We start from the raw sequence: 24,832 nt of genomic DNA, 5'->3' as shown, positions 1-24,832 counted from the left end.
ACGATGCCCCGGGGTGGAGCGAACACCGCACCCCTCGAGAACCATGGGGAACGCAGGAAGAGGGCAGACCGGGTGACACCGAAGGGGCCACCGGGCGGGGAGACGCCGCCGACCAGGCGCACACCTGCGCGACGGCCGACCATGAAGGACATCGCCCAGCGCGCCGGAGTGTCGGAGAGCGCCGTGTCCTTCGCCCTCAACGACCGCCCCGGCGTCTCGGAGATCACCCGGGACCGCATCCGGCGCGTCGCCGAACAGCTCGGCTGGCGGCCGAGCACCGCCGCCCGCGCACTGTCGGGCGAGGGGTCGGCCACCGTGGGACTGGTCGTGGCCCGCCCTGCGGCGAGTCTGGGCGTGGACTCGTTCTTCCTGCAACTGATCTCCGGCATTCAGGAGGTGCTGGCCGAACGCCAACTCGGCCTTCTCTTCCAGGTGGTGGAGGACGTAACCGCCGAGTGCGCCGTCTACCGTCGGTGGTGGGCGGAGCACCGGGTCGACGGGGTGCTGGTCGTCGATCCGCGGACGGACGACCTACGTGCCGAGCTGCTGGACGAGCTCGGGCTGCCCGGAGTCGTGATCGGTGCGCTCCCCGGCAGCGACACCGGCCCGCACCCGGGCCTCTCCCAGGTGCGCGCGGACGATGCGGGCGCCATGGCCGCGATCGTGGGCCGGCTGCACGAGCTGGGGCACCGTCGCATCGTGCACATCGCGGGCCTGCCCTCGCTCGCCCACACCGACCGGCGCATCCGCTCCCTGCGCGTCGAGGCCGACCGGCGCGGGCTGGCCGAGGCCCACTCGGTGACCACGGACTACTCCGATACGGAGGGAGCGGCCGTCACCCGCCGGGTGCTGGAACAGCCCGTCCCGCCGACCGCGATCATCTACGACAACGATGTGATGGCCGCTGCCGGGACCGCCGTCATCGCAGGGCTCGGCATCTCGGTCCCGCGCGATGTGTCGGTCGTGTCGTGGGAGGACTCCGCGCTGTGCAGACTGACGGCCCCGTGGCTCACCGCGCTGTCCCGGGACACGGTCGCGTTCGGGCGGATCGCCGCACGCGAGCTGACCGCGCTGCTCGACGGCGGCACGGCGCGCACCGTACAGGTACCGCTGCCCGGGCTGATCGAACGCGGAAGCACGGCTTCCGCACAGGGCAGTTGACGGGACGGCACCCCTGTCCGGCAGCATCCTCTCGGTACCCGGCAACGGCCGGTGCGCCATGGCAGACTGCGGTCATGACTGAAGCCGTGAACGGCCCCGCCAGCTACTTTCCGTCGATCGAGAAGAAGTACGGTCGGCCGATCCCGGAGTGGAAGGACCTCATCCGGTCCTCACCCCTGACCAAGCACATGGAGCTGGTCTCCTGGCTCAAGGCCGAGCACGGCCTCGGCCACGGCCACGCCAGCGCCCTCGTCGCGCACACCCTCGCGGAGGACAAGGGCAAGTAGCGGCGCCGTGATCGCCGGAACGCCTCGGCCTCACGGCTCACGTGGCCAGAATGGGAGAATTGCATGGAATGAACCGAGTCACCCGTGGCGTTGTCATTGGTGGGTACCGGTTCATACGGGTCGCCGGCGACTTCTTCCTCGAACCCGACGACGCCATCCTCGCCCTCGACGCGGCCCTGGAGGGCGCCCCGGCCCACACCGACACCGCAGGCCTCGCCGCCCGACCTGTGCGGCGACCGGGGCCCGGGTCGTGTGTCAACGCTCTCTAGTTGTCGGGTTTCGGCACTTCGTCGCCCGGGAGACGGCCGATTGGGCCCTGTCTTGACCCCAACACGTCCTCATATGCTCGACGTTCGGCTTATCCGCCTGTTTCAGGAGGTGTCATGCCACCAGACACGATGTACTGCTTCACCTGCGACTCCGACGAACAGCACCGTCCCCTCACCAGGAACGAGAAGGTCTGGCTCAAGAACCGCACGGGCCGCAGGACCGTCGAAGAGTTCTTCATGTGCAAGGCGCCGAGCTGCCGCAATGTGCGCAGCGGTTTCAACAAACGCCCCTTCGATCCCGTTATCCGCGTGCCCCTGCCCGACTGACGCTCAACGGCAGCACGCTGCAGGGCCCCTGGACAGAATCCGGGGGCCCTGCAGCATGGGGGAGCCTCACGATTCGATGTACGCCACCACCACGACGGTTATCTGGGGTTGTCAAGGCATCATCGCAGCTCAGCTGGCAAGTCATAGGTTCTGACACATGAGGCACATAGCTCATGTGCAGACACACTGCGCGCACAGATTCCGCCGTCACCAAAGGTGGCCGGAGAACGTCAGTTCAGACAGCTTTGATCAAGAGCCGGATCCCTTATGTATCCCGTTCAGGAAAGACGCTGGATCGTTGGGCGCATCCCGCCTTACGGTGGCGGCATGAGCAATCACTCCGAAGCGCCTGTCGCGCCCGTCGAGGCCTATGACCCCCCTTACTACGTGGCTGTCTTCACTACGGTGCGAACCCAGGACCAGAGCGGCTACAGCGAGACCAACGCACGCATGGAAGACCTGGTGAAGGACGTCCCTGGGTTCCTGGGGATGGACCACGCGCAGACTCCTGGTGGGCTGTCCATCACCGTCGGGTACTTCCGCGACGCCGACGCCCTCACGGAGTGGCGGTGCAACGCCGAGCACCGCGCGGCGCAAAAGCGCGGGCAAGTCGAGTGGTACCAGAGCTACACGCTGCATGTGGCGAAAGTGGAGCGGAGCCACGGGTTCATGCGAGCGTAGGTCCCGCAGCGCCCGACAGCAGGCTGACCAACCGAAGTCACCTCAGCGACCGTCCCGCCACAAGCTCGCATCGAACGGGTCGGCGTGCCCCTCGCGAGCCCGATCTAGCGGGAAACCGCGGGGAATGACGGGTAATCACGGGCACCGCGAGCAGGAAATGCCCGGGAGCTGGGGCCGCCCGCCCTCGGGGGAGCGGCCCCGTTCGCCACCTGCGGGGTGTTCCCCTCCGACAACAACGGCTACTTCGCGGTGGCGCTGACGAGATCCGCAGGTCTTCGACGCCGCGGCAAGACTCTTCCCCGGTGGAGCGGACTGGCTGTCCCTGCACCACCGGCCGGTGACCCCCGTGCACGTGATGGCAGGACTCGACAACCGGTGGACGGCGCTGGTGGACGAGCACGGGCCGCAGGTCACTGGCCTGATCAGCATCGGCGACAGTGCCGTCCACACCAACCCGACCCTCGGACAGGGAATCAACCCTCGCCCTGCGAACCGCCCACTGGATCGCCCGCCACGACCTGACGGACCATCACCTGACGACGTCCTACCACCAGTGGCGTGTCGACCACCTGAGGCCGTGGTTCGATGCCCAGGCGGCAGCCGACCGAGCCAGCCGGAAACGGCTCAGGGCCGGCATCCTCGGCACGCAGCCACCCGCCTTGACCGGCGAAGCCCTCCTCAGCGCCGCCCTGCCTGCCTGCGGCCGTGACGACCTGGAAGTCGCCCGTGTCCGCGCGCAGGTGCGCCATCTCGTCCGAACGTTCGCAGTGCTCTTGGCGCGGTACTGCCGCTCAGCTCCGGGCCGACGGCTTCGAGGTGGCATCGGCTCCTCCACCAACCAGCGCTGAAATGCCATCAGCTGAGCCAGAGACGGCGCCGTCCAGTCGATCCCGAACTCCTGGCAGTAGGACAGGTATAGCGCGATCCGCGGGGCGTAGGTCCGGCCGGTGTTCCACTCACGGCCCGCCAGGAAGAGGCAAGCCTCCGGACGGAGCTCGAAGGAGTCGTCGACGACCACCCACCGGACACTCCCGTCGCCGGACGTGGCACGCTCCGACCGGAAGTGACGAGGCAGCACATCTGATGTAACCAATGTGCCTTAACACCCTCAGATATCATTCAGTGGCTTCGTCCACGAGAACGGACAGCGCTTCGACAGCGTTTCGGGAGGCGTTCGGCCGTCTCCGCCTGGTGAGATGTTCACGAGTTTCAACAGCGCTGGGCTCCGTCCTAGCAGTGCTGTCGAGTTGCGGATCCGCGCTGTCGAGCACGAGCTCAATCGGACGGCGTGGCCGAAGACCACACGCCGAACCACTGCTCGGCGCCGTAGTCCTCAAACCGCTCTACCTCGATGAACCCCAGCTTCGCCGCGAGGCGCATCGAGCGGACGTTGGCGGTCTGGGTGGCGAGCACCACTGGTTCGCCGGGAAGCGCGCCGGCGAACCAGCCGAGTGCTGCTGCGCACGCCTCGGCGGCGTACCCGCATCCCCACGCCTCCGGCAGGAACAGGTAGCCGAGCTCGGCCTCCCCGGCAGCCTGACGAATGTGCCCCGTTGCTCTGGTGAGCGTGATCTGGCCGATCATCGCTCCGTCGAGATCGACTATGAAAAGGCCGGGGCGCCGGCTGGGCGCCCCGGGCATCGCGCGCTCGAGCTCGTCACGCGGTCGAGGGCCACCGAGGTAGGTGCCCACCTCTGGCGCACCCTCGTCCGAGATCTGCTGCCCGGGTTCAAGAAGTACGCCGGAGCGGAAGGAGTCGAGGAACTCCTCGAACTCGCGCGGGCCAACTGACCTCCGTCCGCCGATGGCCCGGCCCGCGCTGCCGCCGCAGGGGTGCACACAGCGGCAGCCCGTTTCCGGTTACTTCCGGGCGGGGAACGCCTCGTCGAGCGAGGGAACAGTGAGGTGGCCGGTAGTCAGTGCCTGCTGGACGTCGTCGACCCGCAGATACCGTCCCTGCTGGATCACCGGCGCAATCTTGTCGATCGTGCCGGCCTCGCTGAGGTAGAAGACGGTCCACGGCTTCTGCGAGGTGTCCAGCGTCTCCCCGTCACGCACGATCTTCCGGGTCCTCGCGGTCGTACTACGGGTCCCGGGGACCTGCTGGTTGACGGTCTCCACCGCATTGACGTTGAAGACCAGGCCCTGGCCCCCCGGCCGATACATCACGAACAGCCGGGGGCGGGCGAGCCCCACGTGGCTGCTGCTGAGTGGGCACAAGTACGCGTTGTACATGGCGAGTTCGGCCACGGCCAAACAATTCGCGGGCACGACCACCGCGTGCTCGTGCAAGGCGCGGAACCAGTCCAGCGCGACCTCCTCCTTCCATACGCACTTCCCGCGGTTGCGATGGGTCGGGTCCGCGACAAGCCCGCGGCTCGCCATCAGCTCGATGCTGCGGGGCTCGCGCCCCACTATGGAGGCGAAGTCGGACCGCGTGAGGACCTCCGGCAACTCCTGGACCCACGACATACAACCGCTCTCCCACGAGGCGAAGTTGAGGAACCTTGAGGCGCCCTCTCCAGGATAGCGGTTTCCGAACACGAGCATCCGATTCTCTGAAACCTCGCTTCTCGGAGGTCGCCAGCCGTTGGGAGCGGTCTTGAGGACCCGGTCGCGGACTACGACGCGACCCGCCGCCGCTTCAAAACAGGGCAGCCCCTGAACTCAAAGGTCACCGTGGCAGAGTGGCTCGACATCTGGCTGGGGGGACGCAAGCGTCTGCGGCGCGGCGGGGCAGCTCGCTACGAGTGCGATATCCGCGTCCACCTGAAGCCGCATCTCGGCCACTGCGCCTCGACAAGCTCCGCATGCACCACATCGATTCGATTTTCGACGCGATCAACGAGCGCAACATCGAGATCCAGGAACAGAACACCCAGCGGCGCGTAGTGCGCGAAGACCTCAAGGCCACGTCGAACAAACGTGCCGAGAACCGCGCCCGACGCCATTGGCTGTGGGCCCAACTCGACGCGATGCCTCCCCTTCAACCGCCGTCATCGACGCCGACACCCGGCTGGTCGTTGCCGTCCGGAAGCTGCTGCCCGGCAACCGCAATGACTGCCGGGCCTGGGCGGAATCCGACGCGAGGACCCGAGCCCGAGCCCGGACTATTCGCCCATCTGAGCTGAACCGGATTCTGTAGCGGCCCTGAAGCCGGGCATGATTGCCTCGGCAGATGGGAAGCACAGGGTCTGATGCCTGCACCCCGGAAGTATCCGACGAGCTTCGCGAGCGAGCCGTCCGTGAAGTACAGAACTCTGGCCGTCCGGGGTCGCACATGTGGTCCGGGTTCTGTTCGGCCCGCAGGCGTATGGCAGGCCTGACGGTCGCACTTCCGATGCCGCTCCAGCGGCATCGGGGCTGCGTAGCCGCTCGTCACGAGCGAGCATTAAAGTGCGATGCGAAGTATGTGCGCGTCTATCCGGATGTCGGAGCAACAGGGGCTCAGGAACCACGCCGCGCACTGGAAGGGGACGAAGCCGTGCATGGCGAGTACAAGGTGCCCGGCGGCAAGCTTGTCGTCGTAGATCTGAACGTCGAGGAAGGCGGTCTACGCAACGTGCGCGTCGCCGGGGACTTCTTCCTGGAGCCCGACGAGGCGATCCTCTCGATCAACAGGGCCCTGGAGGGCGCCCCTTCTTCGACGGACGCCGCAGGCCTCGCGGCCCGGATCACGGCGGCACTGCCGGAGTCGACCGTCATGCTCGGACTGACCGCGGAGGGCGTCGGCATCGCCGTTCGGCGAGCCTTGGCCCACGCGACCGAGTGGAGCGACTACAACTGGCAGCTGGTGCACATGGAGCCGCAGGCCCCGGCCCTGCACATGGCGCTGGACGAGGTCCTCACCGCCGAGGTGGCCGCCGGGCGACGGGCACCCACGCTGCGGGTCTGGGAATGGGCCTCGCCTGCTGTGATCATCGGCAGCTTCCAGTCCCTGCGGAACGAGGTGGACCCCGAAGGGGCCGCGAAGCACGGGATGACCGTGGTTCGCCGCATTTCTGGTGGTGGTGCCATGTTCGTAGAGCCCATGAGTACAATCACATACTCCCTGTCCGTGCCGGAGTCCCTGGTCTCGGGCCTCTCCTTCGCCGACAGCTACGCCTACCTCGACGACTGGGTCCTGGGCGCACTCGGCGACATGGGCATCAAGGCCTGGTACCAGCCCCTCAACGACATCGCCACCGATGCCGGAAAGATTGCCGGTGCCGCCCAGAAGCGCATGGTCGGCCCTGATGGCGGCCCTGGAGCCGTCCTCCATCACGTGACGATGTCCTACGACATCGACGCCGACAAAATGCTCGAGGTGCTCCGCATCGGCAAGGAGAAGATGTCCGACAAGGGCACCAAGAGCGCCAAGAAGCGCGTCGACCCGCTCCGCCGGCAGACGGGCCTCGCCCGGGAGCAGGTCATCGAGAACATGATCGCCTCCTTCCGCAACCGCTACGGGCTGACCACCGGCGAAGTCACAGCGGAAGAGATGGCCCGCGCGGAGGAACTGGTGCGGACGAAGTTCGCCACCGAGGAGTGGACCGCGCGCGTGCCGTAGGGGTCCGTCCCACCGCTCCGGACCCCCGACAGGTCGCGGCTATCGGGGGCATTCGCCAATCGCGCATTGTGACAGCCCTTCTCCTGCGCCGGCCTGACCTCGTCCGGCACTGCTGCCGGTGGGTCCAGATGGAGGGGAGGGCATGTCACGGGCGTTCGAGGCGATCGACCGGTTCGAAGCGAGGATGCAGGCGGGTGCCCGCCGGGGCGCCTGCCAGTTCTTGTCGATGAGTCCGGTGACCCCGGCGCAGAGGAACCAGCCGAGCAGCAGCAGGGTCCGCTCGACGGTGTCCTGTGCGCTGGGTGCGGCGACGATCAGGACCGTGAAGTACCCGGCGAGGAAGAGAACGCCCGCGGCGATGCCCCCCACGCGGTGTCCATTGCGTGCCGCCGCATGCACGGCGGCCAGCACGGGGAACGCCGCCCAGCTTCCGGGGTGGGCGTGCACGACGTACCCCAGCATGGAGACGGTGGTGACGGCGAGCACGGCGCGCGGCGCCCGCCGGTGCCCGGCGAGTGCCAGGGTGCCGACTGCGACGAGCAGCAGGTCGAGTGCGTCCGGCCCCGAGGCGGCGTAGGCCGCGGCGAGGACCGCCGCGCCGATCGCGACGGCGAGTGCGATGTCCAGCAGGTGAGTCCGCCGGTCGATGTCCCCCTGCATGAGCCGCACCCTAACTCCGCTGCAAGCGTGGTCATCATCCTGCGGGACGGACTCCGCGCTACTCCCGGGGCAGTAGTCGCGGCCACCGCTGGTCGGCCGGGACCATCCTCGACTGCCTTCGGCTGTACGACGACCGGGCACCGTTCGACGGGTGAGCATCGTCTCCATGACCGGACCCTTTCGATACACCTCACCCGAACCGCCGAAGTCGGCGACCGGAGTGGTCGCCGATGTGTACGCACAGCTGGCCACCGACTTCGGCATCGACCGCGCCACGACCTTTGTCGTCCTGTCCGCCGCACCGCCCCTGCTGGCCGGCACCTGGGCCGTCATGCGGGAGTCCCTGCTGGCCGGTCAGGCGTCGCGCACCGGAAAGGAGGTGGTGGCGGCCGAGTGGGCGGCGGACACCCCGATCGGCACCGCGTTCGGCGCGCTGCGAGCGGCGGCGCACCTGGGCGCGGGGCTGCTCAGCGACGACGACGCGGCGCTGGTACGGGCGTCGGTGGCGGCCTGGGACGGTGTCGCCCCGCTCCCCCTGCACGGCGAGGAACTGCCGGACCGGGCGGAGCGGCCGGGCGCACGGCTCGCGCTGCTCGCGGCGCGTGCCCCGTACCGGATCACGGACGAGGACGTGGCGGCCTGGCTGGCGCCGCCGTTCACCGATCACTGCCTGGTTCATCTGATCGCGTTCGGCGCGATCTGCGCCGTCGAGCGCATCGAGGCAACCCTGACCGCTAGGACCGAGGAGCACGCATGACTGTGTCCGACGCGTGGAACGGACCGATCGGCCTGCACTGGGCCGACCATCCCGACCGCTACAACGCCATGCTGGCCCGCTTCGACGAGCCGCTGTTCGACGCCGCGGCGATCGGCGCGGAGGACCGGGTCGTCGACATCGGCTGCGGCAGCGGGCCCTCGACCCGGATCGCCGCCCGGCGCGCCCCGCGGGGCCGGGTCACCGGCGTCGACGTCTCCGTGCCGCTCGTCGAACGCGCCAGGGCTCTCACCAACCCTGGAGAATTCCCCTCCGTCTCTTACGAGTTGGGGGACGCACAGGTCCATCCGTTCGAGCCCGGCGGCTATGACGTGGCGATCAGCCGGGGCGGCGTCATGTTCTTCGCCGACCACATCGCGGCGTTCACCAATATCGCGCGCGCCCTTCGCCCCGGCGGCCGGCTGGCGTTCATCTGCCCGCAGCCCCCGTCGCCGGACGGCGAGGAGCGCAAGGCGCTCGGGCTGCTGGCTTCGCTGCTGGGACAGGAGCACCCGGTGGAGAACGCCGTCGCGGAGGCCATGGCCTCGCTCTCGGACCCGGAGCATGTCCGGAAGGTGCTGGGCGCGGCGGGCTTCGAGGAGATCGGCATCGCCCCCGTGACGGCCACGACCTGCTGGGGGCGGGACGCGGCGGACGCGGTGGACTTCTTCGTCTCCCGTACGCCGGGTCTCACCGTCTCCGACACCACCCGGGCCTCGATGACGGACAGCCTGCTGCCGTACGAGGCAGCGGAGGGCGTGCTGCTGCGGGCGGGGGTGTGAGTGGTCGACGCCCGCCGCCCGCTCTGACCGGCGGTGCGTCAGAAGCCCGCGGGGGCAGGCGGCCGGTGCTCGTACCAGCGCTGATCGGCCTCCAGCTGGGCGGCGAGGGAGATCAGCAGCTCCTCACTGCGGGAGGGGCCGAGCAGCTGAGCGCCGATGGGGAGCCCGTCGTGGGTGAACCCGGCCGGGACATTGATGCCCGGCCAGCCCAGCACATTCCACGGCCAGGCGTACGGACACGCCTCGGTGATCGCCACATCGGTGCGCCAGGCGCTCAGGCCGTCGAATGTGCCGATCCGGGGTGGGGGCGCTGCCGTCGTCGGGGTGAGCAGTACGTCGAACCGGGCTCCCACCCGGGGCGCGTGGAAGAGCGCACCGATCCTGCGCTGCTGGCGCACCTCCCGGGCCCGGGCCGCCCGCACCACCTGTCCCCCGAGCCGGGTGCCGGTGCGCAGGGCGCTACGGGTGCGCGGGTCGAGGAGGGCGGGTTCGGGGTGGAGCGCGGCAAGTTCGGCGATCCCGGCCGTGGCACGGGGGACGAAGCCGAGACCGATCAGCCCGTAACGGGGCCTGGCCTCCTCGACCTGATGGCCGAGCCGGGCGAGCGCCTCGGCGAGTACGGTGACAGCCCTTCGTACGTCGGGGTGGGGGGCGGTACCGGTGAGAGTGAACGGGGGCTGCCACGCGAGGGCGATCCGCAGTCTGCCGGGGTCGCGGCCGGCGGCGGCCGAGGCCGCGACGGGCGGTGGCCGGTGCAGGTCGTCGGGGTGCGGTCCGGCGGCCGCGTCGAGCAGCAGGGCGGCGTCAGCGACGGTGCGGGCCAGCGGACCGTTGACGGTGAGGCCCTGGAAGGCGTCGTGGTGCGGGTGGACCGAGATCCGGCCGCGCTGCGGTTTGATGCCGACGAGATGGGTCCAGGCGGCGGGGATACGGACGGACCCGGCGCCGTCCGAGCCAAGGGCGGCGGGCACCAGCCCGGCGGCTACGGCCGCGGCGGAACCGCCGGACGAGCCGCCGGGGGTGTGGTCGGTGTTCCAGGGGTTACGGGTGGCACCGAAGGCGGGTCCTTCGGTGAAGGGCCACTGTCCGAGCTCGCAGGAGTTGGTCTTCCCGACGATCACGGCCCCGGCGGCGCGGAGCCGGCGGACGGCCTCGCTGTCGGCGGTGGCCGCGGGCAGGTCGCCGCGGCAGCCGAAGTAGGTGGGCATTCCGGCGACATCGGTGTCGTCCTTGACGGCGACCGGCACCCCGAGCAGGGGCAGCCGCTCCCCCACGGCAAGGCGCCGGTCGGCTTCGGCGGCCTCGGCGAGCGCTTCAGTGGCACGGAGGTGCCGGAAGGCGTTGAGAGTGCTCTGGCTCGCTTCGATGCGTTCGAGGGCGGCGGACACCTGCTGGATCGAGGTGGTCCGGCCGTCGGCCAGCTCGCGTGCGCTGTCCGCCAGTCCGGTCGACTCGGTGAACTCTGCTGAGGACATGGCCTGCCTGCCTCCCGGATTTCGACGCGTGCCCGCGCCTTCCGAATCTGTCCGCCCAAGCGAACTTACTGGAGGGTAACGAGTAGCGGCCGGTCCACTCAACCGTTCAACGGGGAGTGTCCGTACCGCTTGCTGGTTTCTCCGGCAGGAGTGGACAGACCGAACGGCTGGGGTGGGGCCTGTGGGAGCAGAGTTCGCGGGAGAGTTCGAGACGCATCTGACGGTGCGCCTCGACACCGCGGCCGGCGCTTGGATGCGAGTGCGCGCCTGGAACACTGGGCGGGCCGGATCGGACTGAAGCTCGCCCGCATCGTCCTGGACCGCGGTTCCATGCCCGACCAGCCCATGCTGACCGAGACCGGGCACGGCACCCTCACCGAGCGGCGGGCCGCCGCTCTGCTCCGTTCGGCCGAACTGCGGGCGGCGGACTTCCCCGTCATACGGGTGAAAATCGAGGTTTCCCCATGGAACGCGGACAAACCGCAAATGGCGGATACGGACAGCCGCGCGGTAACGGACCCGGTCGGCCGAGGACTGTCGACTCACCACCGCGCTCACACACGCCCGCTCCGGCGGGCTGCCCTACGGCCGGACGCTGATCTCGCCGATCCCGGTGCCGATGCCCGCGCAGTGTGCGGTGGACTGGCCGGACTGGCCGGGGTTGAGGGTGACGTGTTCACCGTCCACGTCCGGCGACCAGCCGCAGACCAGGTGCACCCAGAAGGTCTGCGCCGTGGTGCCGTCGTTCCGGCACAGCGCGTATCCCGTGTGGTCGTCGATCTCGTGCTTTCCCGTGTCGCAGGACAGGCCGGGCGGCGTCGCCATGGGGGTCACGGCGGTGGCAGCCGTCGCGGGTGCCGCGAGCGCCGCGGTCATTCCTGCGACAACGGCGCCCCGCAGCACGGCCCCGGACAGACTCCCCATGCACAGCTTCATCGTTCGCATTTCCTCTTCCTGGTGACGGACTCGGTGCCCCGACACCGTCCCCCACCGTCCGTGACAGAAAACAGGGCTGGGCCTCACCCTGTGTACGCAGGTGGGCGGCCGTTCCGGCCCGGGCGCCGACGACGTGCGTCGCGGCCACGGGCAAGCCGTATCCGCTGAGGATCGACGTGCGGAGCGACTCGCCGAAGGCGAACGCGACCGTGAGCTTCTCCGCGTTCGACAAGCCGGTGCCGGCCACGCCGCCGCCGGCCGAGACGCTCGACATCAGCGCGCCGCTGAGCCGTTCCCAGTAGCCGCTGTGACCCCCGACCGGCCACTGAGCAGCACGTACAACAGCAGTGAGGAGGCCAGACCGACCGCCCAGCCATAGTCCGCGAGCGGCTTCAGGAACGGGATCAGGCCGTCCTCCGGGAACGGCCCTTGCTGGGAGCGGAATGGGAACCGCCGATGGCCAGAACGCCGCCGACCGCGAAGGCACCGACGGCGCGCCAGTTCCAGCGTCCTTGTACCAGTAGCGGCCGTCGGGGCGGTAGAGGTCGGCCAGGTCGAGGACGGTGCGCCGGACGATCCAGTGGTCGGCGATCAGGATGCCGGCCACCGTACCGAGCAGACCGCCGACCAGGCCGAGCCAGGTGAAGATGTACAGCTCCGGGGTCTCGGTGAGCTTCCACGGCATGATCAGCACACCGACGACACCTGTGGTCAGCGCGCCCGTACGGAAGTTGATGAGTTTGGGTGCGAGGTTGGCCAGGTCGTACGCGGGCGACACCACATTCGCCGCGATGTTCACGGAGATCGTCGCGATCAGCACGGTCACCAGGGCGTAGAGCAGTCCGAAGACGTTGTCGGTCCTGGCGACGAGCTCGACCGGGTCCCAGATCGCCTTTCCGTACACGGCCTGTGAGCCGGAGGTGACCAGGACCGAGAGGAGCGCGAAGAGCGTCATCGTGGTCGGCAGGCCCAGCTTCTTGCCCCAGATCTGGGCGCGCTGACCGGCGCCGAAGCGGGTGAAGTCGGGGATGTTCAGGGAGAGCGTGGCCCAGAAGGCGATCATGCCCATCAGGGAGGGGAAGAAGACCGGCCAGAAGTCCGCGCCCCAGCCGAGCTTCGAGGGCTGGTCGAGCAGCGGGCCGAAGCCGCCGGCCTTGACGGCGACCCAGACCAGCAGCACCAGGGCGCCGACGATGACGAAGGGCGCCGCCCAGTTCTCGAACCGCCGCAGAGTGTCCATCCCCCGGTAGATGATGGCGAGTTCAACCGCCCAGAAGAGGGCGAAGCAGAGCCAGAGCGTCCAGGGCTGCCCGCCGATCTCGGAGGCGTCCGCCCAGCCACCGAAAATCTTCCCGAGCAGCGTGAAGATACCGACGCCGCCGATCCAGGTCTGGATGCCGAACCAGGCGCAGGCCACCGCGGCCCGGATCAGCACGGGCAGGTTGGCCCCGCGCAGACCGAAGGAGGCGCGGGCCAGCACGGGGAACGGGATGCCGTACTTGGGTCCGGCGTGGCCGGTTAGCAGCATCGGGCCGAGCACGATCAAGTTGGCCAGCGCGATGGTGAAGACGGCCTGCTTCCAGTCCATGCCGAGGGCGACAAGACCGGAGGCGAGCAGCCACGACGGGATGTTGTGGGGCCATCCCGACCCACAGGACTGAGTCCGCCACCCGACCACCGCTGGAGTCTGTCGTCAATGTAATCTCGGCTGGTGGATCACGGTCGGGTGATACGCCGCCATGAACTGACCGATGCCGAGTGGGACTTCGTGGAGCCGCCGTGCCCCGGACGTCGATCGAGCGGCCTCGGCTGGATGACGACCTCGGCGACGGCAACGCCTGCGGCGGCCACGGGGTCACCACCTTCCTCACGGCGGGCGAGCTCCCGGTGCGGGACGCGTACTGCGCGGACGAGTCCCGACTGCCGCCCCGGGGCCTGCTGTTGGCCCACAATGGCTGTGGGTAAGGCGACGGGAGATGTGGATGCGGGCGCTCGTGGTCGGGGTGGAGTCTTACGAGGCGGGGTCGGTCTGGAACCTCGACGGGCCGGTGCACGACGCGCTGGGGTACGCGCGCTGGCTGCGGGAGCTCGGAGTGAGGGACGAGTCGCTGACCCTGTTGCTCTCTCCACTCGAGCGCAACCGCGAACTCGCCGACGGCTTCGGTCTGCCGTACCGCCCGGCCGACCGGAACACCGTGCACCAGGTGCTGACCCGGGAGCTGGCGGACGAGAGGACTGACTGGCTGTTCGTCGCCTGGTCCGGGCATGGCCTCATCGACGCCGATCGCAGCCGCCGACTGCTTTTTGCGGATGCGGTCCACCGGGATCTGCGTGGTCTGGACGTCGAGGCGGTGCTTGCTATGTACCGGTCGGACGGCGCACCGGGACATCCGCGCCAGCTCTGGCTGTTCGACGCCTGCCAGACGTACGCTGACCCGGCGACGACGGCTGGGGCCCTGCGGCCCGACCCCATACCGCGTTCGACTCCACGTCAGCAGGCCGATCAGTACGTGCTGTTCGCCTGTGGTCCCGGTGAGGCGACGCGCAATGGAATGCGCTCAGGTGTGTTCAGTGCCGAGGCTCTGCGGATGCTGCGCGAGCACCCCGACTGGCGGCGGTCTCCCCGGCCACTGGCCGAAGCGCTGCGCAGCCGGTTCGGGACTACCACCTCTCTCTGGTTCGAAGGGGACGGGGAGGCCGGGCGGACCGCCGTGAGGCGGAAGATTCCGGGGCGGAGACTCGATCTGTCCGACAAACGTCGTCTGCGCGACGCACTGGCCGCGGTGGGGGTGATGCGGCAGCCGGAGTCGCGTAGCCAGGTCATTGGCTTGCTTCCTGATGAGATAGCGGGAAGTGTCGCCAGATCAGGGGTAATGCTCCTGGAGATCCTGGATCTCGTCGAAACCTGTCTGACATTTGGTGACGGATTGACGCACTTGTGGTCGGCGGTGTCCCTGGTTGATCCTGGTACGACTGCGCTCGATGATCTCCTGGAGGTCTTCCGGAGTTATCCGGAGTGGTTTACTCCGCCTCATCTCGACGCGAATTGACGCTTCGTGATTCAGCCATTTCAAGCCTGTGATGGCGCAGGCTGACCGGTTGAGCATGTTTCCAGCAGCGCATGCATAGGACATCATGTAAGTGTGGGTCGAACATCGCATCGCACTGACTCGGGGGAGGTCTCACGGCAGTGGTAAAGCCGAAAAGCGCCGCCATATCGGATCTGCCTGATCTCACTGGTACGTCCCTGGAGGCGTTGCGCGCTCGATCGAACGACGACAGAGCGGCCGCCAAGAAGCGGCTGCTGGAGGAAGTCGGGCGGTCGGCCAGAAGCCTGTCCCCCGGCGGAGAGAACAGCTGGACCGCCTGACATCCCCGGTCCGTCCCGATCCGGTGCCAAGGCAGAGGGAGCGTATGCGCCCTGACTCACTGCACGAAGCGGAGTCGCGGCATTCACTGACACCCCAGCAATTCCGTGAACTCGCGCGCGGCGACGGCAGTCCCGCCACGCTCGCTGCGCTTTCGCGAGCCGAGTACAGCCACCGCCTGCTGTTGTTCGATCTGCTGATGGATGCTCTCAGCCCTCTGGCCGGGGTGACCGGCCGGCTCCCTGCCGCCCAGCGGGCCTGGGACCTACTCGCCGCGGCACAGCGCCAGAATCCGGCAGCGGTGGAGGAATTGCTCCTCCTTCCGGAAACCGGGCTGTGGCTGACCCGGCTGTTGACCCGGCTGCGCTCCGCCGACCGTGCCGAGACCCCTTTGTGGGCAGAGGCAGGACATCTGCACACCCTGGCCGCCGTGGCCGCGGCACGGGCGGGCCTCACCTTCAGCTTTCCCGTCCCTGCCCTCCAGGAGAGGGTCTGGCTGCCCACGATGGGACTGGCGCGGCTGCCCTCGGCGCACCGGCAGCGGAACACCTGGACCGTGGCAGAGGTCCGATCGGTGTGCGGCCGGCTCACCCTCATCGGCGCATACGGCTATCTGCGTCTGCCCTCCGGCCCGGAGCACCCGGCGCGTGGCTGGCTGCCCCAGCGTCGGCCGGCTCTCGGCGCAGGCGCTTCCCGCCGGATCACGCTGGACGACCTCGGCCACCACCGGCTCGCCCCGCTGCCGGACGGTGCAGCCAAGCGGTTGACGCAGAGCGCGTACGACTCCTGGAGCAGACTGCTGCAAGACGCGTACGGGCTGTTGACCACCATGGATCCGCCGACGGCCGACGCGGCCGCCGGGTTGCTGCGCTCCCTCCAGCCGATGCCGGCCCACGAGCGGTTCCGGGTACGCAGCGTCAGCAGCGGGCACGGCGTCGGCGGACTGGCATCGTCCATGCCGGATACGGCGCCCCTCTGCGCGGCCACGCTGGTGCACGAACTCCAGCACAGCAAGCTCAGCGCGCTGATGCACCTGTACCCGCTCCACGAGCCCGCGCCCCCGGCCGCGGCGCAGCGGCTGTACTACGCTCCCTGGCGCGATGACCCCCGACCGCTCGGGGGAATGCTGCAGGGCGCCTACGCCTTCACAGCGGTAGCGCGGTTCTGGAGTGCTTGCGCCGTGCAGCTCACCGGACACGTCAGCAGCCTCGCCCGCTTCGAAAGTGCCCTGTGGCTCGGCCAGCTGGCCGACGTCTTGCCGGACCTGGCCACCGACCCCGCGCTGACCGCGCTGGGACGTGACGCCCTACAGGACCTGCTCGGGGCCGTCGTCCGGCTGCACGACCGGACCGGTGAAGGCCCCGAGGTGACGATGGCCCGCCGGATGGCCGCCGATCACCGGGCGACGTGGAGGCTGGCCCATGTGCGGCCTCATCCGGACGACGTGGGGCGACTGGCGGCCGCCTGGTGTGCGGGCCGGAAGCAACCGCCCGCGCTGCCACCTCGCCCGCACCCGGAGATCCGGGAATCCGGGGCGCGGCACCTCGACGCCCGCGCCATGCTGGTGCGCGTCGGCCTCGCCGACCCGGCGGCACTCGACAAAATGCGCGGCAGCCAGGGTGACCACGTGCCCGGGGTCGCCGGGGCCGGGTCGGCCGATGTCCTCTGGGCCTGCGCCGAGTTCGCCGCTGCGCGGCGCCTCTACTCACAGGATATCCAGAGCGCATCCGCCGACCCTGGCGCATGGACGGGTCTGGGGCTGGCCCTGGCGGACGCCGGCCGTGCTCCGGAGGCCGTCAAGGCCCTGACGGCGGTGCCTGAAATGGTCGCTGGCGTTCACGGTGCCGCCCGGCGGATGTCACAGCGGACGCCGGACCCGATCGTCCTGGCCAGTTGGCTCGGCCAGGGCGATGCCGGTCCGCCCGGCATCTGTTAGATCGGCATGGGGTCGACGTCGCAATTGGCCCGGCGCCAGGCAAGCGTGTCAGTACTGGCCCGGTGATCCGGTCCCAACTGCTCGTTGATCGCGTCCACAGCATTCCGGTGCAGTTCCTCCGCCTCCCCGGTACGGCCCAGCGCCCTCAGGTCCGACGCGGTATTGCCACGCAGCACAAGCACAGTGGGGTGGGATTCGCCGAACTTCTCGATCAGCGCTGCCGTCGTCTTCCGGTCGAGTTCCAGAGCCGCGGCAGCATCTCCCTGGGCGAAGAGATCGTTGGCCAGGTTGATCGCGCAGATCAATGTGTGCGGGTGTGCGTCGCCGAGCGGTGCCCGGAAACGGGTCAGTGCCGACTCGTTCAGCTTCCGCGCCTCGTCCACCCGGTCGAGCAGCCGCAGCGTGACAGCGAGATTGGCATCGGCCGCGACGGTGTGCGGATGGTCCTTGCCGAATACCTCCGCGTACAACGCCCGGGTTCGCTCCCCCAGCTTCAGCGCCTCCGGGAACTTCCCGTTCTGCCGCAGGTCGATGGAGAGGTTGAGCGAAGCCTGCAGGCCGTCGGGGCTGCGCTCGCCGTACCGGTCGATGAGCGCGGTCCGGGCCATCTCCGTGCTGGCCTGCGCAGCCTCGTGATGGCCCGCCTTGCGCTGCGCCACCCCGAGCCTCGCCACCGCCCGCAGTGCGGACGGGTGGAGGTCGCCGAACGTACCGCGGAAAGTGTCGACCGCGTCCTCGCAGGCCTTCTCCGACGCTGCGTACTCCCCGAGTTCCTGCTTGTCCAGGGTGAGTGAGACCTCCGAGTTGAGAGTGGTGGGCGCGTCCGCGCCGAACATCTGCACCTTGGTGCGCCAGCTGGCCTCGTCCAGGTCCCGCGCTTCGCGGAAGAGGCCGTTGCCGCGCCGGGTCACCGCGAGGTTGTGGGCATGGAGCAAGGTCTCGGGGTCCTCGTCGCCGTACGACCTGACGGCCCGCGCGTAGACCTCCTCGTCGAACTCCAGCGCGCCTCGGTAGTCCCCGCGCGCTCTGCGGTCACCGGACACCTGGCCCTTGACGCGCAGGTACTCCTCCTCGAGATCCGGGCCGGCCTCCTCCAGCGTGGCGAGCATGCGCTCCCCCAGGGCCGCGGCCTGCGGATAGCGGCCCATCGTCCACATGATGTAACGCACATGCCGACCCAGGATCAACGTCTGCTGGTCGTCCTCGCCGAAGAGCCGGCACCAGTTCTCGTACGTCTCGCTGGAGAAGTCCAACGCCGCCTCGTGATCGCCCCAGTAGAAGAGGTATTCCGCGACGTTGTAGACCATCTGGCGCACATTGCGGTTGGGCGAAAGCGACGCCTGGGAGGCGATGACATGCGGGTAGAGCTCACCGAAACGCGTCCAGTTCTGCGGGGCACGCGGGTCGCTGGGGGCGTTCGCCGCGAGGAGCAAGTGCGCTCCGTGCCGGAATGTACGGCGTTGCTCCTCCGCCATGCGCGCTTCGAGCACCGCCTGGACCAGCCGGTGCATCTGGATCGAGTTGGTGCGGTGGTCGATCTTCGCCAGGGAGTAGCGGCTGATCTCGCGGATGGCCCGGCTGAGCCGGATCGGGTCGGTGAAGATCCGGTCCAGCTCCGGGGCGATCGGCTCGGAAACCGCGTTGGTGAAGAACTGCCTGGAGACTGGTTCCGGCGCGAAATAGGCGCAGAGTTCCAGGAGTTGGATGGCCCCGGCGTTCTTCCCTTCGACGTGGTCGAGGGAGACGTTCCACGCGGTGGCGACGGTCTTCTCGTACTGAGTCGGCGGGGACACCGCCATCAGCTCAGCGCTCTTTTCTTCGAACACCCTCAGATATTCGGCCGGAGGCATGCCGGTCTCGGCCCGCCACGCCGATGCCTGCTCCACCGCGAGCGGCAGGTCGCCGAGGACCTCGGCGAGCATGTCCGCCTCCTCGGTGGACAGATCGGGGTTGCGCCGCCGGAGCAGCTGGATGCTTTCTTCCCGCTCGAACACATCGACTTCCAACGGGTGGGCCAAGGTGTTCCACTGGGGATTACGCGATGTCACGATTACGGAGCCTACCGGTCCGCCCGCAGGCGCGCTCGGGAAGTATTCCTGCACCGCTGCCGGACTTTCGGCATTATCGAACACCAGAAGCCATTTACCGTACGGGTTTCCGATGCGCAGCGCCTCCAGGACGGCCGGCACTGCGGTAATCGCCTCACTGCTCACCGGAAGGTGGAGTCGCCGGGCCAGTTCGACAAACGCCTGCTGAATTTGTGTGGGCCGTTCTGCCGGGATCCAGCAGACCACTTCGTATTCGGCCGCGTGCCGGTATACGTATTCGAGTGCGAGTTGCGACTTCCCGACACCGCCCATTCCGTGCAGTGCATGCGGGAGCACCGCGGTCGGGCCGTCCTGCAGACCGCGTTCCAGGTTGATCAGCAATTCTTCGCGTCCGGTGAATACGAGGTTCCTCGGCGGCATGTTGCCCCAGACGGCGGGCATGGGCAGTCGCGCACCGCCTCCGGCCGGGGGTGCCGGGGCCGGGCTCTCTACCGAGGGGCGGACCGTACTCACTTGTGTGCCTCCAGGGGTGGGGATCGTACTGTCGGTGTCGCCGGGGAGTGTCTCATCGGGAGAAGGCCGCGAAGCGTTGCGCCGGGCCTCGGATCCGGGCGTGTTCGCAGCGGTCGGCGGGCCGGCCCCGATGTGCTCGCCAAGACGCCGGGCGCGGTGGAGATGGTTTCCGGAAATCGCCTGCAGCGCCGCATGTTCGGCCTGCCGGAAGCGAAGGTTCTCCGTGGTCGACTCGACTGTCGTGAGCGCTTCCTCACGATGCGGCGATTCTTTGGAACCATGTAAGTAGCCGAGGAACTCACGCGCCGCTTCATTACGCGGGGCCAAAAACTCTGCCGCCTTTTTCAGTGCTCTTGCAGTGGCCGTTCTGCTGCCTGCAGCGAGTAATTCCTCGCGGGCACCGTCAACGAATACGTAGGATTCTCCGTCACACCCGGGCAGCGGATCGACCAATGGGCTGATCAGCAGCTCCGCCAGATGCGCTCGCGAGGCGCGCGGCATGACCTGCCGCTTCACCTCGGACATGGTTTCCAGGTCCAGCTGTACCGCAGCCAGGCGCGTGGCCAGCGCGAACGCCTCCGCCGAAGCCCTGGTGCGGAACCGCGCAACCAATTCGGCGGCGGTCAGCCCCTGAACGGGTGACGGCGCGGGAGACGGCAGCGGCCGGGTACTGGTGAGGATCGCCGCCATATCCGCCCAGCGCGGCGTGGTTCCCGCGACGAACCGGGCCCACGGACCGAGCCACTCGGCGCCCAGTTCCAGCACCGGGACGAGGACGACCTGATCGAAGGGATCGCGCGGGAGCGACGCGGCAAGCGGCTCGGCGGGCTCCCAGTGCACCTGCGCATTGGCCGACCAGGGCCCTTGGGCACGGAGTCTCACCCGTACCGGAAAGAGTCCCGTGCTGGACCACAGGCGCTGTGGCAGCAGCTGGAGCACCACCACGGGCTGGAACTTCCCCCAGAGAGCGGCCAGTCGCTGCGCAGCCCCGGAACGCCAGGCGGGCGCGACCCCGTCCGTCACCAGGAAAACGATCTGCCGCGCCGTCGGGTCGACGAGGCCGCGCGGCGGCTGCGGGTGCGACGCCTGCCCGTGGCCGCGCAGCAGCGCACGCGCGGCATCAGCGGTGTCGAGCGTCATCATCTTCACGTCGCGCATCCCGCCGTACCGGCTCAGCATCGTCCGGAAGTGCTTCACTGCCGGCCGCCACATGGTCATGTGCGGGGCACTGTCGACCACCAGGACCGCGCTCCGTTGCCGCTCCGGCTCGGGCGTGAGCACCGGTGGCAGATGCGGGGCGACTGCGATCCGTTCCGCCGTCGCCGACTCGTCCAGGACGTCGGAGTGGGCGGAGGCGACGAAGGAGCGCAGCGGACGCAGCGCACGACCGAGGCTCAGACGGTCGCGCGGGGGGCGGTCACCTCTGCCGGGGCCGACGGCGGTCCGCAGCTGCGAGGCCGCGGGCAGTTCGGCCGTCGGCGCGAGGGTGTCCCTCGTACCCGGCCCGGCGACGGGTGGCGGTCCGTCGTCCCGTGCGGAACGCGGCAGCGGTTCGGGCCCCGGAGGCCGCTGCTGTTCCGGCTGCGGCTCCTCGTCCCGATCCGGCTGCTCCGGCTCAGTCACCCGGTCGTCGTCCTGCTGCGCGGGGGCAGGCTCCGATGGCTCGGCGTCCTCACGACCGGTGTCCGCCAGGTCCTCGTCGGTGGCCAGCCCAGGATGGTTCGCCGCCAGCCATAGCGAGTCGGCCACTTCCCATGGGTACAGACCGGTGAGAGGCAGCGGTCCGCCGTCAGGCGGGCTCATCGGGCCGTCGCGGCGGTGCTGCGCACCAGTGCCTCCGGCCCTCGAAGATTCCCCGGTCACCCCGAATCCGCCCCTTCACCGCCCAGCGGGTGCCAAATAGCGGCGAGGACCGATTGCCACTCGTTGGCGTCGCTTCCGTCCTGCTGGTAGAGGCCCGATGTCGCCAAATGCGCGGCATTCAGCAGCTGATCGGCGGCCAGCCCGCCCATCCGGGAGCTCCGTCGGAGAAAATCACGGATCAGCGCGTCCTGGCTGTCGCCGAGGAGTTCTCCGAAATGTCCGGAGACGAGGTCTCCCAATGTCTCCGCGTCGGGGTCCGGAATGTTGAGCCGCAAACAGCGCCGCATAAACGCTTCGGGGAACTCACGTTCACCATTCGAGGTCATGACGACGACGGGGAAGACGTGAGCCCTGACCACTCCGTTTTCGACCACCGCGCTGTGGCCGGGATCAGCCGTATGGACGATGGTCGTTGCTTCCGTCTGCTTCACCCGTACGAGGGGTGGTACTTCGAACCAGGCGTCCTCGAACAGGGTCAGAAGGTCATTGGGCAGATCGGCGTCGCACTTGTCGATCTCGTCGATGAGGACCACTCGCGGGAGCCGGTAGGGGAGCATTCCCGTGCCCAGCGGCCCCAACTGGACGTAGTTGCCGATGCTGGGCCGTCCGGTGCTTTCGGCGGCGTCCTGGGTGGCCTGCGCGCGTCCGATGGCGTCGTACTCGTACAGACCGGAGGTCAGCGTCGTCCGGCTGGTGACGGGCCAGTGCAACACACGTCCGAGCCGCAGCTCCCGGGCGATCCGGTAGGCGAGGCCCGATTTTCCCACTCCTGGCCGTCCGGTGACCAACAGGGGCCTGCGGAGCAGGAGCGCGGCGTTGACCAGGCGAAGCTCCTCGGCGCGAGGGACGCGCCGACGCCCGGGCGGGCCGAGCCGGCGGTCGGCCTCGTCGTCGTCCGGTGGCTGAGGCATGGTCGCCGTGCTGCGGAAGGTGCGCCAGGGCGGCCCCTTGGGCCAGGTGCGTTTCTCGTACGCCTCGTCCGGTAATGGGTCTCCGGTGCCCCGGTAGAGCCGGCCGTCGTTGTCCGCCGCGTTCACTCGGTCCCCCCTACAAAGGTGGCGGGAGCGTTCTGCCCGCCCTCAAGAAGATGCTCGGGGTCGTCCCAGATCATGCCCATCGAACGGATCGCGTCAACATCTCGCTCCCGTACAGCACTTGACTCGTCTGCGACCGTGGCACGGACGGCAACGTCGGACTTCCACTGTTGCGCACTTTCGGGAAGGTGTGCCAGCCCCTCATTGGCCAAGCTTTCACGAATAATGCTCCGGAACACCGCTGACGCGGGATCCGCCCGGTGGTAGACGACTATGGGCACTCCGAGGTCCAGGGCGAGACTCAGCTCGCGCAGGCCCAATTCGCTCTCGCGGTGCGGCGGCCTGCTGAGCACCATGCCGACCACGTCGTCGTCCCGCCCGATCTTCGCGTCCAGCAGGGCCAGGTGCTCGGCGTCCGTCAGCCCCTCGGGAGCGCATTCGTACATCTGGCCCTGGCCGTCGCCGGTCCGCCAGTGCGCCCAGCGGGCGCGCCACGCGTTGTGGAAGGTGGGACGCTGTACGCGCTCCAGGCTGTGCAGCATGATCTCCCGGTATCGGCTCAGCAGAGCGTTGGGAAAGCCCAGCGAGGGATCACGGTCCCACCACTCCACGGGCTCGGTGAGCAGCTCCGCCGGAAGAAAGATCTCCAAGGCGGCGTTGTCCGCGCGGGAGTGGCGCAACTGTGTCATGTGAGTGAGTAACTTGGCTATTTCGTAGGGTAGTTGAGATCTGGTCACTGATTCCAGCGGCTCGGTGTGAGGATCTCGTTGGAGTGCGTTCGAATCCGGATATCTGACACAGGCGGAGACGTAGTAGCGCTGCGCCCTGCCCATCCGCCGCCTGCCCGCTCCGCTGTGGGGCGTACGGTCCGGCTCCACCTTGACGTAGATCCTGATCAGCGGCCTGGCCGGGCCACCGCGACCGGCGTGCGGGACGTCAGGGGAACCGGCGATCCGGGGGTCGGCGCCGTCCCTGAGGTCGGCCCGCAGTTCGGCCAGCGGCGCCGGCATGTTCCACAGCTCGGCGAAGTGGTCGTTCCACGTACGTAACTCGCCTACTCCCGACGCCACTTCGGGACAGAGTGACAGATGTTCCAGGAAGGCCATGGCGGGCATCAGCTCGCCGGGGCGCCCGTTGTGGTCGGCGAGATGGAGAAATGCCTCCCAGGGCGTGGCGCAGTTCTCGGGCAGGCGTGCCAGACCGTCGGTGGCCCGGTCCACCAGGGCGCCGAAATCGGCCACCGGAACATCCAGCACGCGGCGCAGTGGCTCCCAGTCGGGACCCGGGAACGCCAGCCGCGCCTTCCACTGCGACAGCAGGAGGAGCAGCGCCGGCTCCAGCGCGGGCGTGACCAGGCACGTGGCCTCCACCAGGAGGTCCATGCCGTCGTCCAACGTGGCGCAGCTGTACACGATGCTGACGAATTCCTGATGCGTCACGGTGAAGCTCACAGGCGTCAGGCCAGGAATATGCTGGTGGATCATCTGACGCCACAGGTCCCGGCTGCTGTCGTTGATGAGCCGCCCCGCCGGGTCCTCCAGCGCTTTGATCACCGCACGCAGGACCCGGTGTTGTACGGCATCGAATCCTCCCGTGGCCACGCGCGTCCTCTCTTGCACCGTGACGTGTGTTCGAATCGAGGTGGGGGCCCAGGGTAAGGGCTCCCCGATCAGCCGGGAAGTGCATCGGCCAGGACCCGGTAGAGATACGTGTTGGCCCAATAGGAGCTGTGGGCCGCGGATACCGGCTGGCGGTTGTCCACCGCCACATCGGTGATGCGCGGGTCATTTCCGAAGGCCTCGGCTGCGACGTAGGAAAGCAGGTCGCGGCGGTCGTGGACGTTGAGCCAGCGGGGGAACGCGCCGGGCAGTCCGGTGCCGTAGGGAAGGGACGGCAGCGCGTCCAGTTCGTACAGCAGCGGCGCTTGCGAACCTACTGTCACCAGCATGTCCGCGACGGGGTTCGAGGCCTGGGTCGCCAGCAGGTCGAAAGCGATGATCCCGCCCAGGCTGTGCCCGAGCAGGACCACAGGCCCCCGGTCGGGAAGGGCCCGAATCGTGTCGGCCACGTGGCCACGTACCGCCTGACCACGTGTCAGAGGGCGTTAAGTCCCTTTCCGAATGATCTGGTGTCGCTCGTTCGTGGGTAAGGACATCGTTCAGTCCCACTCCAGTGTCGTGTGCATGATG

At 68.7% G+C, this 24,832-nt stretch carries 21 protein-coding genes and 3 pseudogenes; 13 read left to right on the top strand and 11 right to left on the bottom strand.

The window, feature by feature from the left end; all coding sequences use genetic code 11:
- The first annotated feature begins 141 nt into the window (after positions 1 to 141).
- The 5 genes and pseudogenes from ACWD6R_RS26130 (at position 142) to ACWD6R_RS26110 (ending at position 2,725) form a co-directional block, all read left to right on the top strand.
- Positions 142 to 1,161, top strand: coding sequence for a LacI family DNA-binding transcriptional regulator (locus ACWD6R_RS26130; RefSeq protein ID WP_451820929.1), 1,020 nt, complete (start codon positions 142 to 144; stop codon positions 1,159 to 1,161).
- A gap of 74 nt (positions 1,162 to 1,235) precedes the next feature.
- Positions 1,236 to 1,448, top strand: a complete 213-nt coding sequence (locus ACWD6R_RS26125) for a DUF4287 domain-containing protein (protein ID WP_451820928.1) — start codon at positions 1,236 to 1,238, stop codon at positions 1,446 to 1,448.
- Between the two features lie 59 nt (positions 1,449 to 1,507).
- Positions 1,508 to 1,672: pseudogene (locus ACWD6R_RS26120) on the top strand (lipoate--protein ligase family protein); the annotation flags it as partial.
- Between the two features lie 159 nt (positions 1,673 to 1,831).
- The gene (locus ACWD6R_RS26115) at positions 1,832 to 2,044 is read left to right on the top strand and encodes a hypothetical protein (RefSeq protein ID WP_451820927.1); all 213 of its coding nucleotides are present in this window, start codon (positions 1,832 to 1,834) and stop codon (positions 2,042 to 2,044) included.
- Between the two features lie 327 nt (positions 2,045 to 2,371).
- Positions 2,372 to 2,725 (top strand): antibiotic biosynthesis monooxygenase family protein, encoded by a 354-nt coding sequence (locus ACWD6R_RS26110; protein WP_451820926.1) that lies wholly within the window; start codon positions 2,372 to 2,374, stop codon positions 2,723 to 2,725.
- A 473-nt stretch (positions 2,726 to 3,198) separates the two neighbouring features.
- Here ACWD6R_RS26110 and ACWD6R_RS26105 read toward each other — a convergent pair whose 3' ends face one another.
- From ACWD6R_RS26105 to ACWD6R_RS26095, 3 genes are all read right to left on the bottom strand, one after another.
- The gene (locus ACWD6R_RS26105) at positions 3,199 to 3,474 is read right to left on the bottom strand and encodes a hypothetical protein (RefSeq protein ID WP_451820925.1); all 276 of its coding nucleotides are present in this window, start codon (positions 3,472 to 3,474) and stop codon (positions 3,199 to 3,201) included.
- A 526-nt stretch (positions 3,475 to 4,000) separates the two neighbouring features.
- Positions 4,001 to 4,564 carry a GNAT family N-acetyltransferase gene (locus ACWD6R_RS26100; RefSeq protein ID WP_451820924.1) on the bottom strand — a complete coding sequence of 188 codons (564 nt, stop codon included), beginning with the start codon at positions 4,562 to 4,564 and terminating at the stop codon, positions 4,001 to 4,003.
- Positions 4,565 to 4,585: 21 nt separating this feature from the next.
- Positions 4,586 to 5,197 (bottom strand): hypothetical protein, encoded by a 612-nt coding sequence (locus ACWD6R_RS26095; RefSeq protein WP_451820923.1) that lies wholly within the window; start codon positions 5,195 to 5,197, stop codon positions 4,586 to 4,588.
- A gap of 523 nt (positions 5,198 to 5,720) precedes the next feature.
- Here ACWD6R_RS26095 and ACWD6R_RS26090 point away from each other — a divergent pair.
- A pseudogene (locus ACWD6R_RS26090) lies at positions 5,721 to 5,816 on the top strand (IS5/IS1182 family transposase); the annotation flags it as partial.
- Between the two features lie 393 nt (positions 5,817 to 6,209).
- Positions 6,210 to 7,274: a lipoate--protein ligase family protein gene (locus tag ACWD6R_RS26085; protein ID WP_451820922.1), complete on the top strand. Its 1,065-nt coding sequence runs from the start codon at positions 6,210 to 6,212 to the stop codon at positions 7,272 to 7,274.
- Positions 7,275 to 7,313: 39 nt separating this feature from the next.
- Here ACWD6R_RS26085 and ACWD6R_RS26080 read toward each other — a convergent pair whose 3' ends face one another.
- Positions 7,314 to 7,934, bottom strand: a complete 621-nt coding sequence (locus ACWD6R_RS26080; protein ID WP_451820921.1) for a DUF7134 domain-containing protein — start codon at positions 7,932 to 7,934, stop codon at positions 7,314 to 7,316.
- Positions 7,935 to 8,100: 166 nt separating this feature from the next.
- Here ACWD6R_RS26080 and ACWD6R_RS26075 point away from each other — a divergent pair, with 166 nt between their 5' ends.
- Positions 8,101 to 8,691 (top strand): hypothetical protein, encoded by a 591-nt coding sequence (locus ACWD6R_RS26075; protein ID WP_451820920.1) that lies wholly within the window; start codon positions 8,101 to 8,103, stop codon positions 8,689 to 8,691.
- Positions 8,688 to 9,470, top strand: coding sequence for a class I SAM-dependent methyltransferase (locus ACWD6R_RS26070; RefSeq protein WP_451820919.1), 783 nt, complete (start codon positions 8,688 to 8,690; stop codon positions 9,468 to 9,470). The genes ACWD6R_RS26075 and ACWD6R_RS26070 overlap by 4 nt, the downstream gene beginning before the upstream one ends.
- A 38-nt stretch (positions 9,471 to 9,508) precedes the next feature.
- Here the strand turns inward: ACWD6R_RS26070 and ACWD6R_RS26065 are convergent, their stop codons facing one another.
- Both ACWD6R_RS26065 and ACWD6R_RS26060 read right to left on the bottom strand, forming a co-directional pair.
- The gene (locus ACWD6R_RS26065; RefSeq protein ID WP_451820918.1) at positions 9,509 to 10,945 is read right to left on the bottom strand and encodes an amidase; all 1,437 of its coding nucleotides are present in this window, start codon (positions 10,943 to 10,945) and stop codon (positions 9,509 to 9,511) included.
- 582 nt (positions 10,946 to 11,527) lie between these two features.
- Positions 11,528 to 11,881 carry a hypothetical protein gene (locus ACWD6R_RS26060; protein ID WP_451820950.1) on the bottom strand — a complete coding sequence of 118 codons (354 nt, stop codon included), beginning with the start codon at positions 11,879 to 11,881 and terminating at the stop codon, positions 11,528 to 11,530.
- Positions 11,882 to 12,057: 176 nt separating this feature from the next.
- On the opposite strand from ACWD6R_RS26060, the gene ACWD6R_RS26055 reads away from it, so the two are divergent.
- A complete protein-coding gene (locus ACWD6R_RS26055; RefSeq protein WP_451820917.1) occupies positions 12,058 to 12,183 on the top strand; it encodes a hypothetical protein in 126 nt (41 codons plus the stop codon).
- On the opposite strand, the pseudogene ACWD6R_RS26050 reads toward ACWD6R_RS26055, so the two are convergent.
- Positions 12,155 to 13,740, bottom strand: a pseudogene (locus ACWD6R_RS26050) (NCS1 family nucleobase:cation symporter-1). The gene ACWD6R_RS26055 and the pseudogene ACWD6R_RS26050 sit on opposite strands and share 29 nt — an antisense overlap.
- Between ACWD6R_RS26050 and ACWD6R_RS26045 the strand changes: the two are divergent.
- From ACWD6R_RS26045 to ACWD6R_RS26035, 3 genes are all read left to right on the top strand, one after another.
- Positions 13,661 to 13,846: a hypothetical protein gene (locus tag ACWD6R_RS26045; protein ID WP_451820953.1), complete on the top strand. Its 186-nt coding sequence runs from the start codon at positions 13,661 to 13,663 to the stop codon at positions 13,844 to 13,846. The pseudogene ACWD6R_RS26050 and the gene ACWD6R_RS26045 overlap by 80 nt on opposite strands.
- Before the next feature lie 17 nt (positions 13,847 to 13,863).
- Positions 13,864 to 14,931 (top strand): effector-associated domain 2-containing protein, encoded by a 1,068-nt coding sequence (locus ACWD6R_RS26040; protein WP_266749895.1) that lies wholly within the window; start codon positions 13,864 to 13,866, stop codon positions 14,929 to 14,931.
- 364 nt (positions 14,932 to 15,295) lie between these two features.
- Positions 15,296 to 17,185 (top strand): HEXXH motif domain-containing protein, encoded by a 1,890-nt coding sequence (locus tag ACWD6R_RS26035; RefSeq protein ID WP_451820916.1) that lies wholly within the window; start codon positions 15,296 to 15,298, stop codon positions 17,183 to 17,185.
- On the opposite strand, the gene fxsT is transcribed toward ACWD6R_RS26035, so the two are convergent.
- The 4 genes from fxsT to ACWD6R_RS26015 all read right to left on the bottom strand — a co-directional run bounded on the left by fxsT (position 17,182) and on the right by ACWD6R_RS26015 (position 24,711).
- Positions 17,182 to 21,495, bottom strand: coding sequence for an FxSxx-COOH system tetratricopeptide repeat protein (gene fxsT / locus ACWD6R_RS26030; RefSeq protein ID WP_451820915.1), 4,314 nt, complete (start codon positions 21,493 to 21,495; stop codon positions 17,182 to 17,184). The two genes, ACWD6R_RS26035 and fxsT, sit on opposite strands and share 4 nt — an antisense overlap.
- A 110-nt stretch (positions 21,496 to 21,605) precedes the next feature.
- Entirely contained in the window at positions 21,606 to 22,646 is a 1,041-nt protein-coding gene (locus tag ACWD6R_RS26025; RefSeq protein ID WP_451820914.1) for an AAA family ATPase, read from the bottom strand.
- Entirely contained in the window at positions 22,643 to 24,244 is a 1,602-nt protein-coding gene (locus tag ACWD6R_RS26020) for a VMAP-C domain-containing protein (RefSeq protein WP_451820913.1), read from the bottom strand. Before ACWD6R_RS26020 ends, ACWD6R_RS26025 begins: the two co-directional genes overlap by 4 nt.
- A 68-nt stretch (positions 24,245 to 24,312) precedes the next feature.
- Positions 24,313 to 24,711: an alpha/beta fold hydrolase gene (locus tag ACWD6R_RS26015; RefSeq protein WP_451820912.1), complete on the bottom strand. Its 399-nt coding sequence runs from the start codon at positions 24,709 to 24,711 to the stop codon at positions 24,313 to 24,315.
- Positions 24,712 to 24,832: the final 121 nt, after the last annotated feature.

The sequence above is a fragment of the Streptomyces sp. NPDC005151 genome (assembly GCF_053599875.1).
This window is presented reverse-complemented; position numbering and strand designations above follow the sequence as displayed.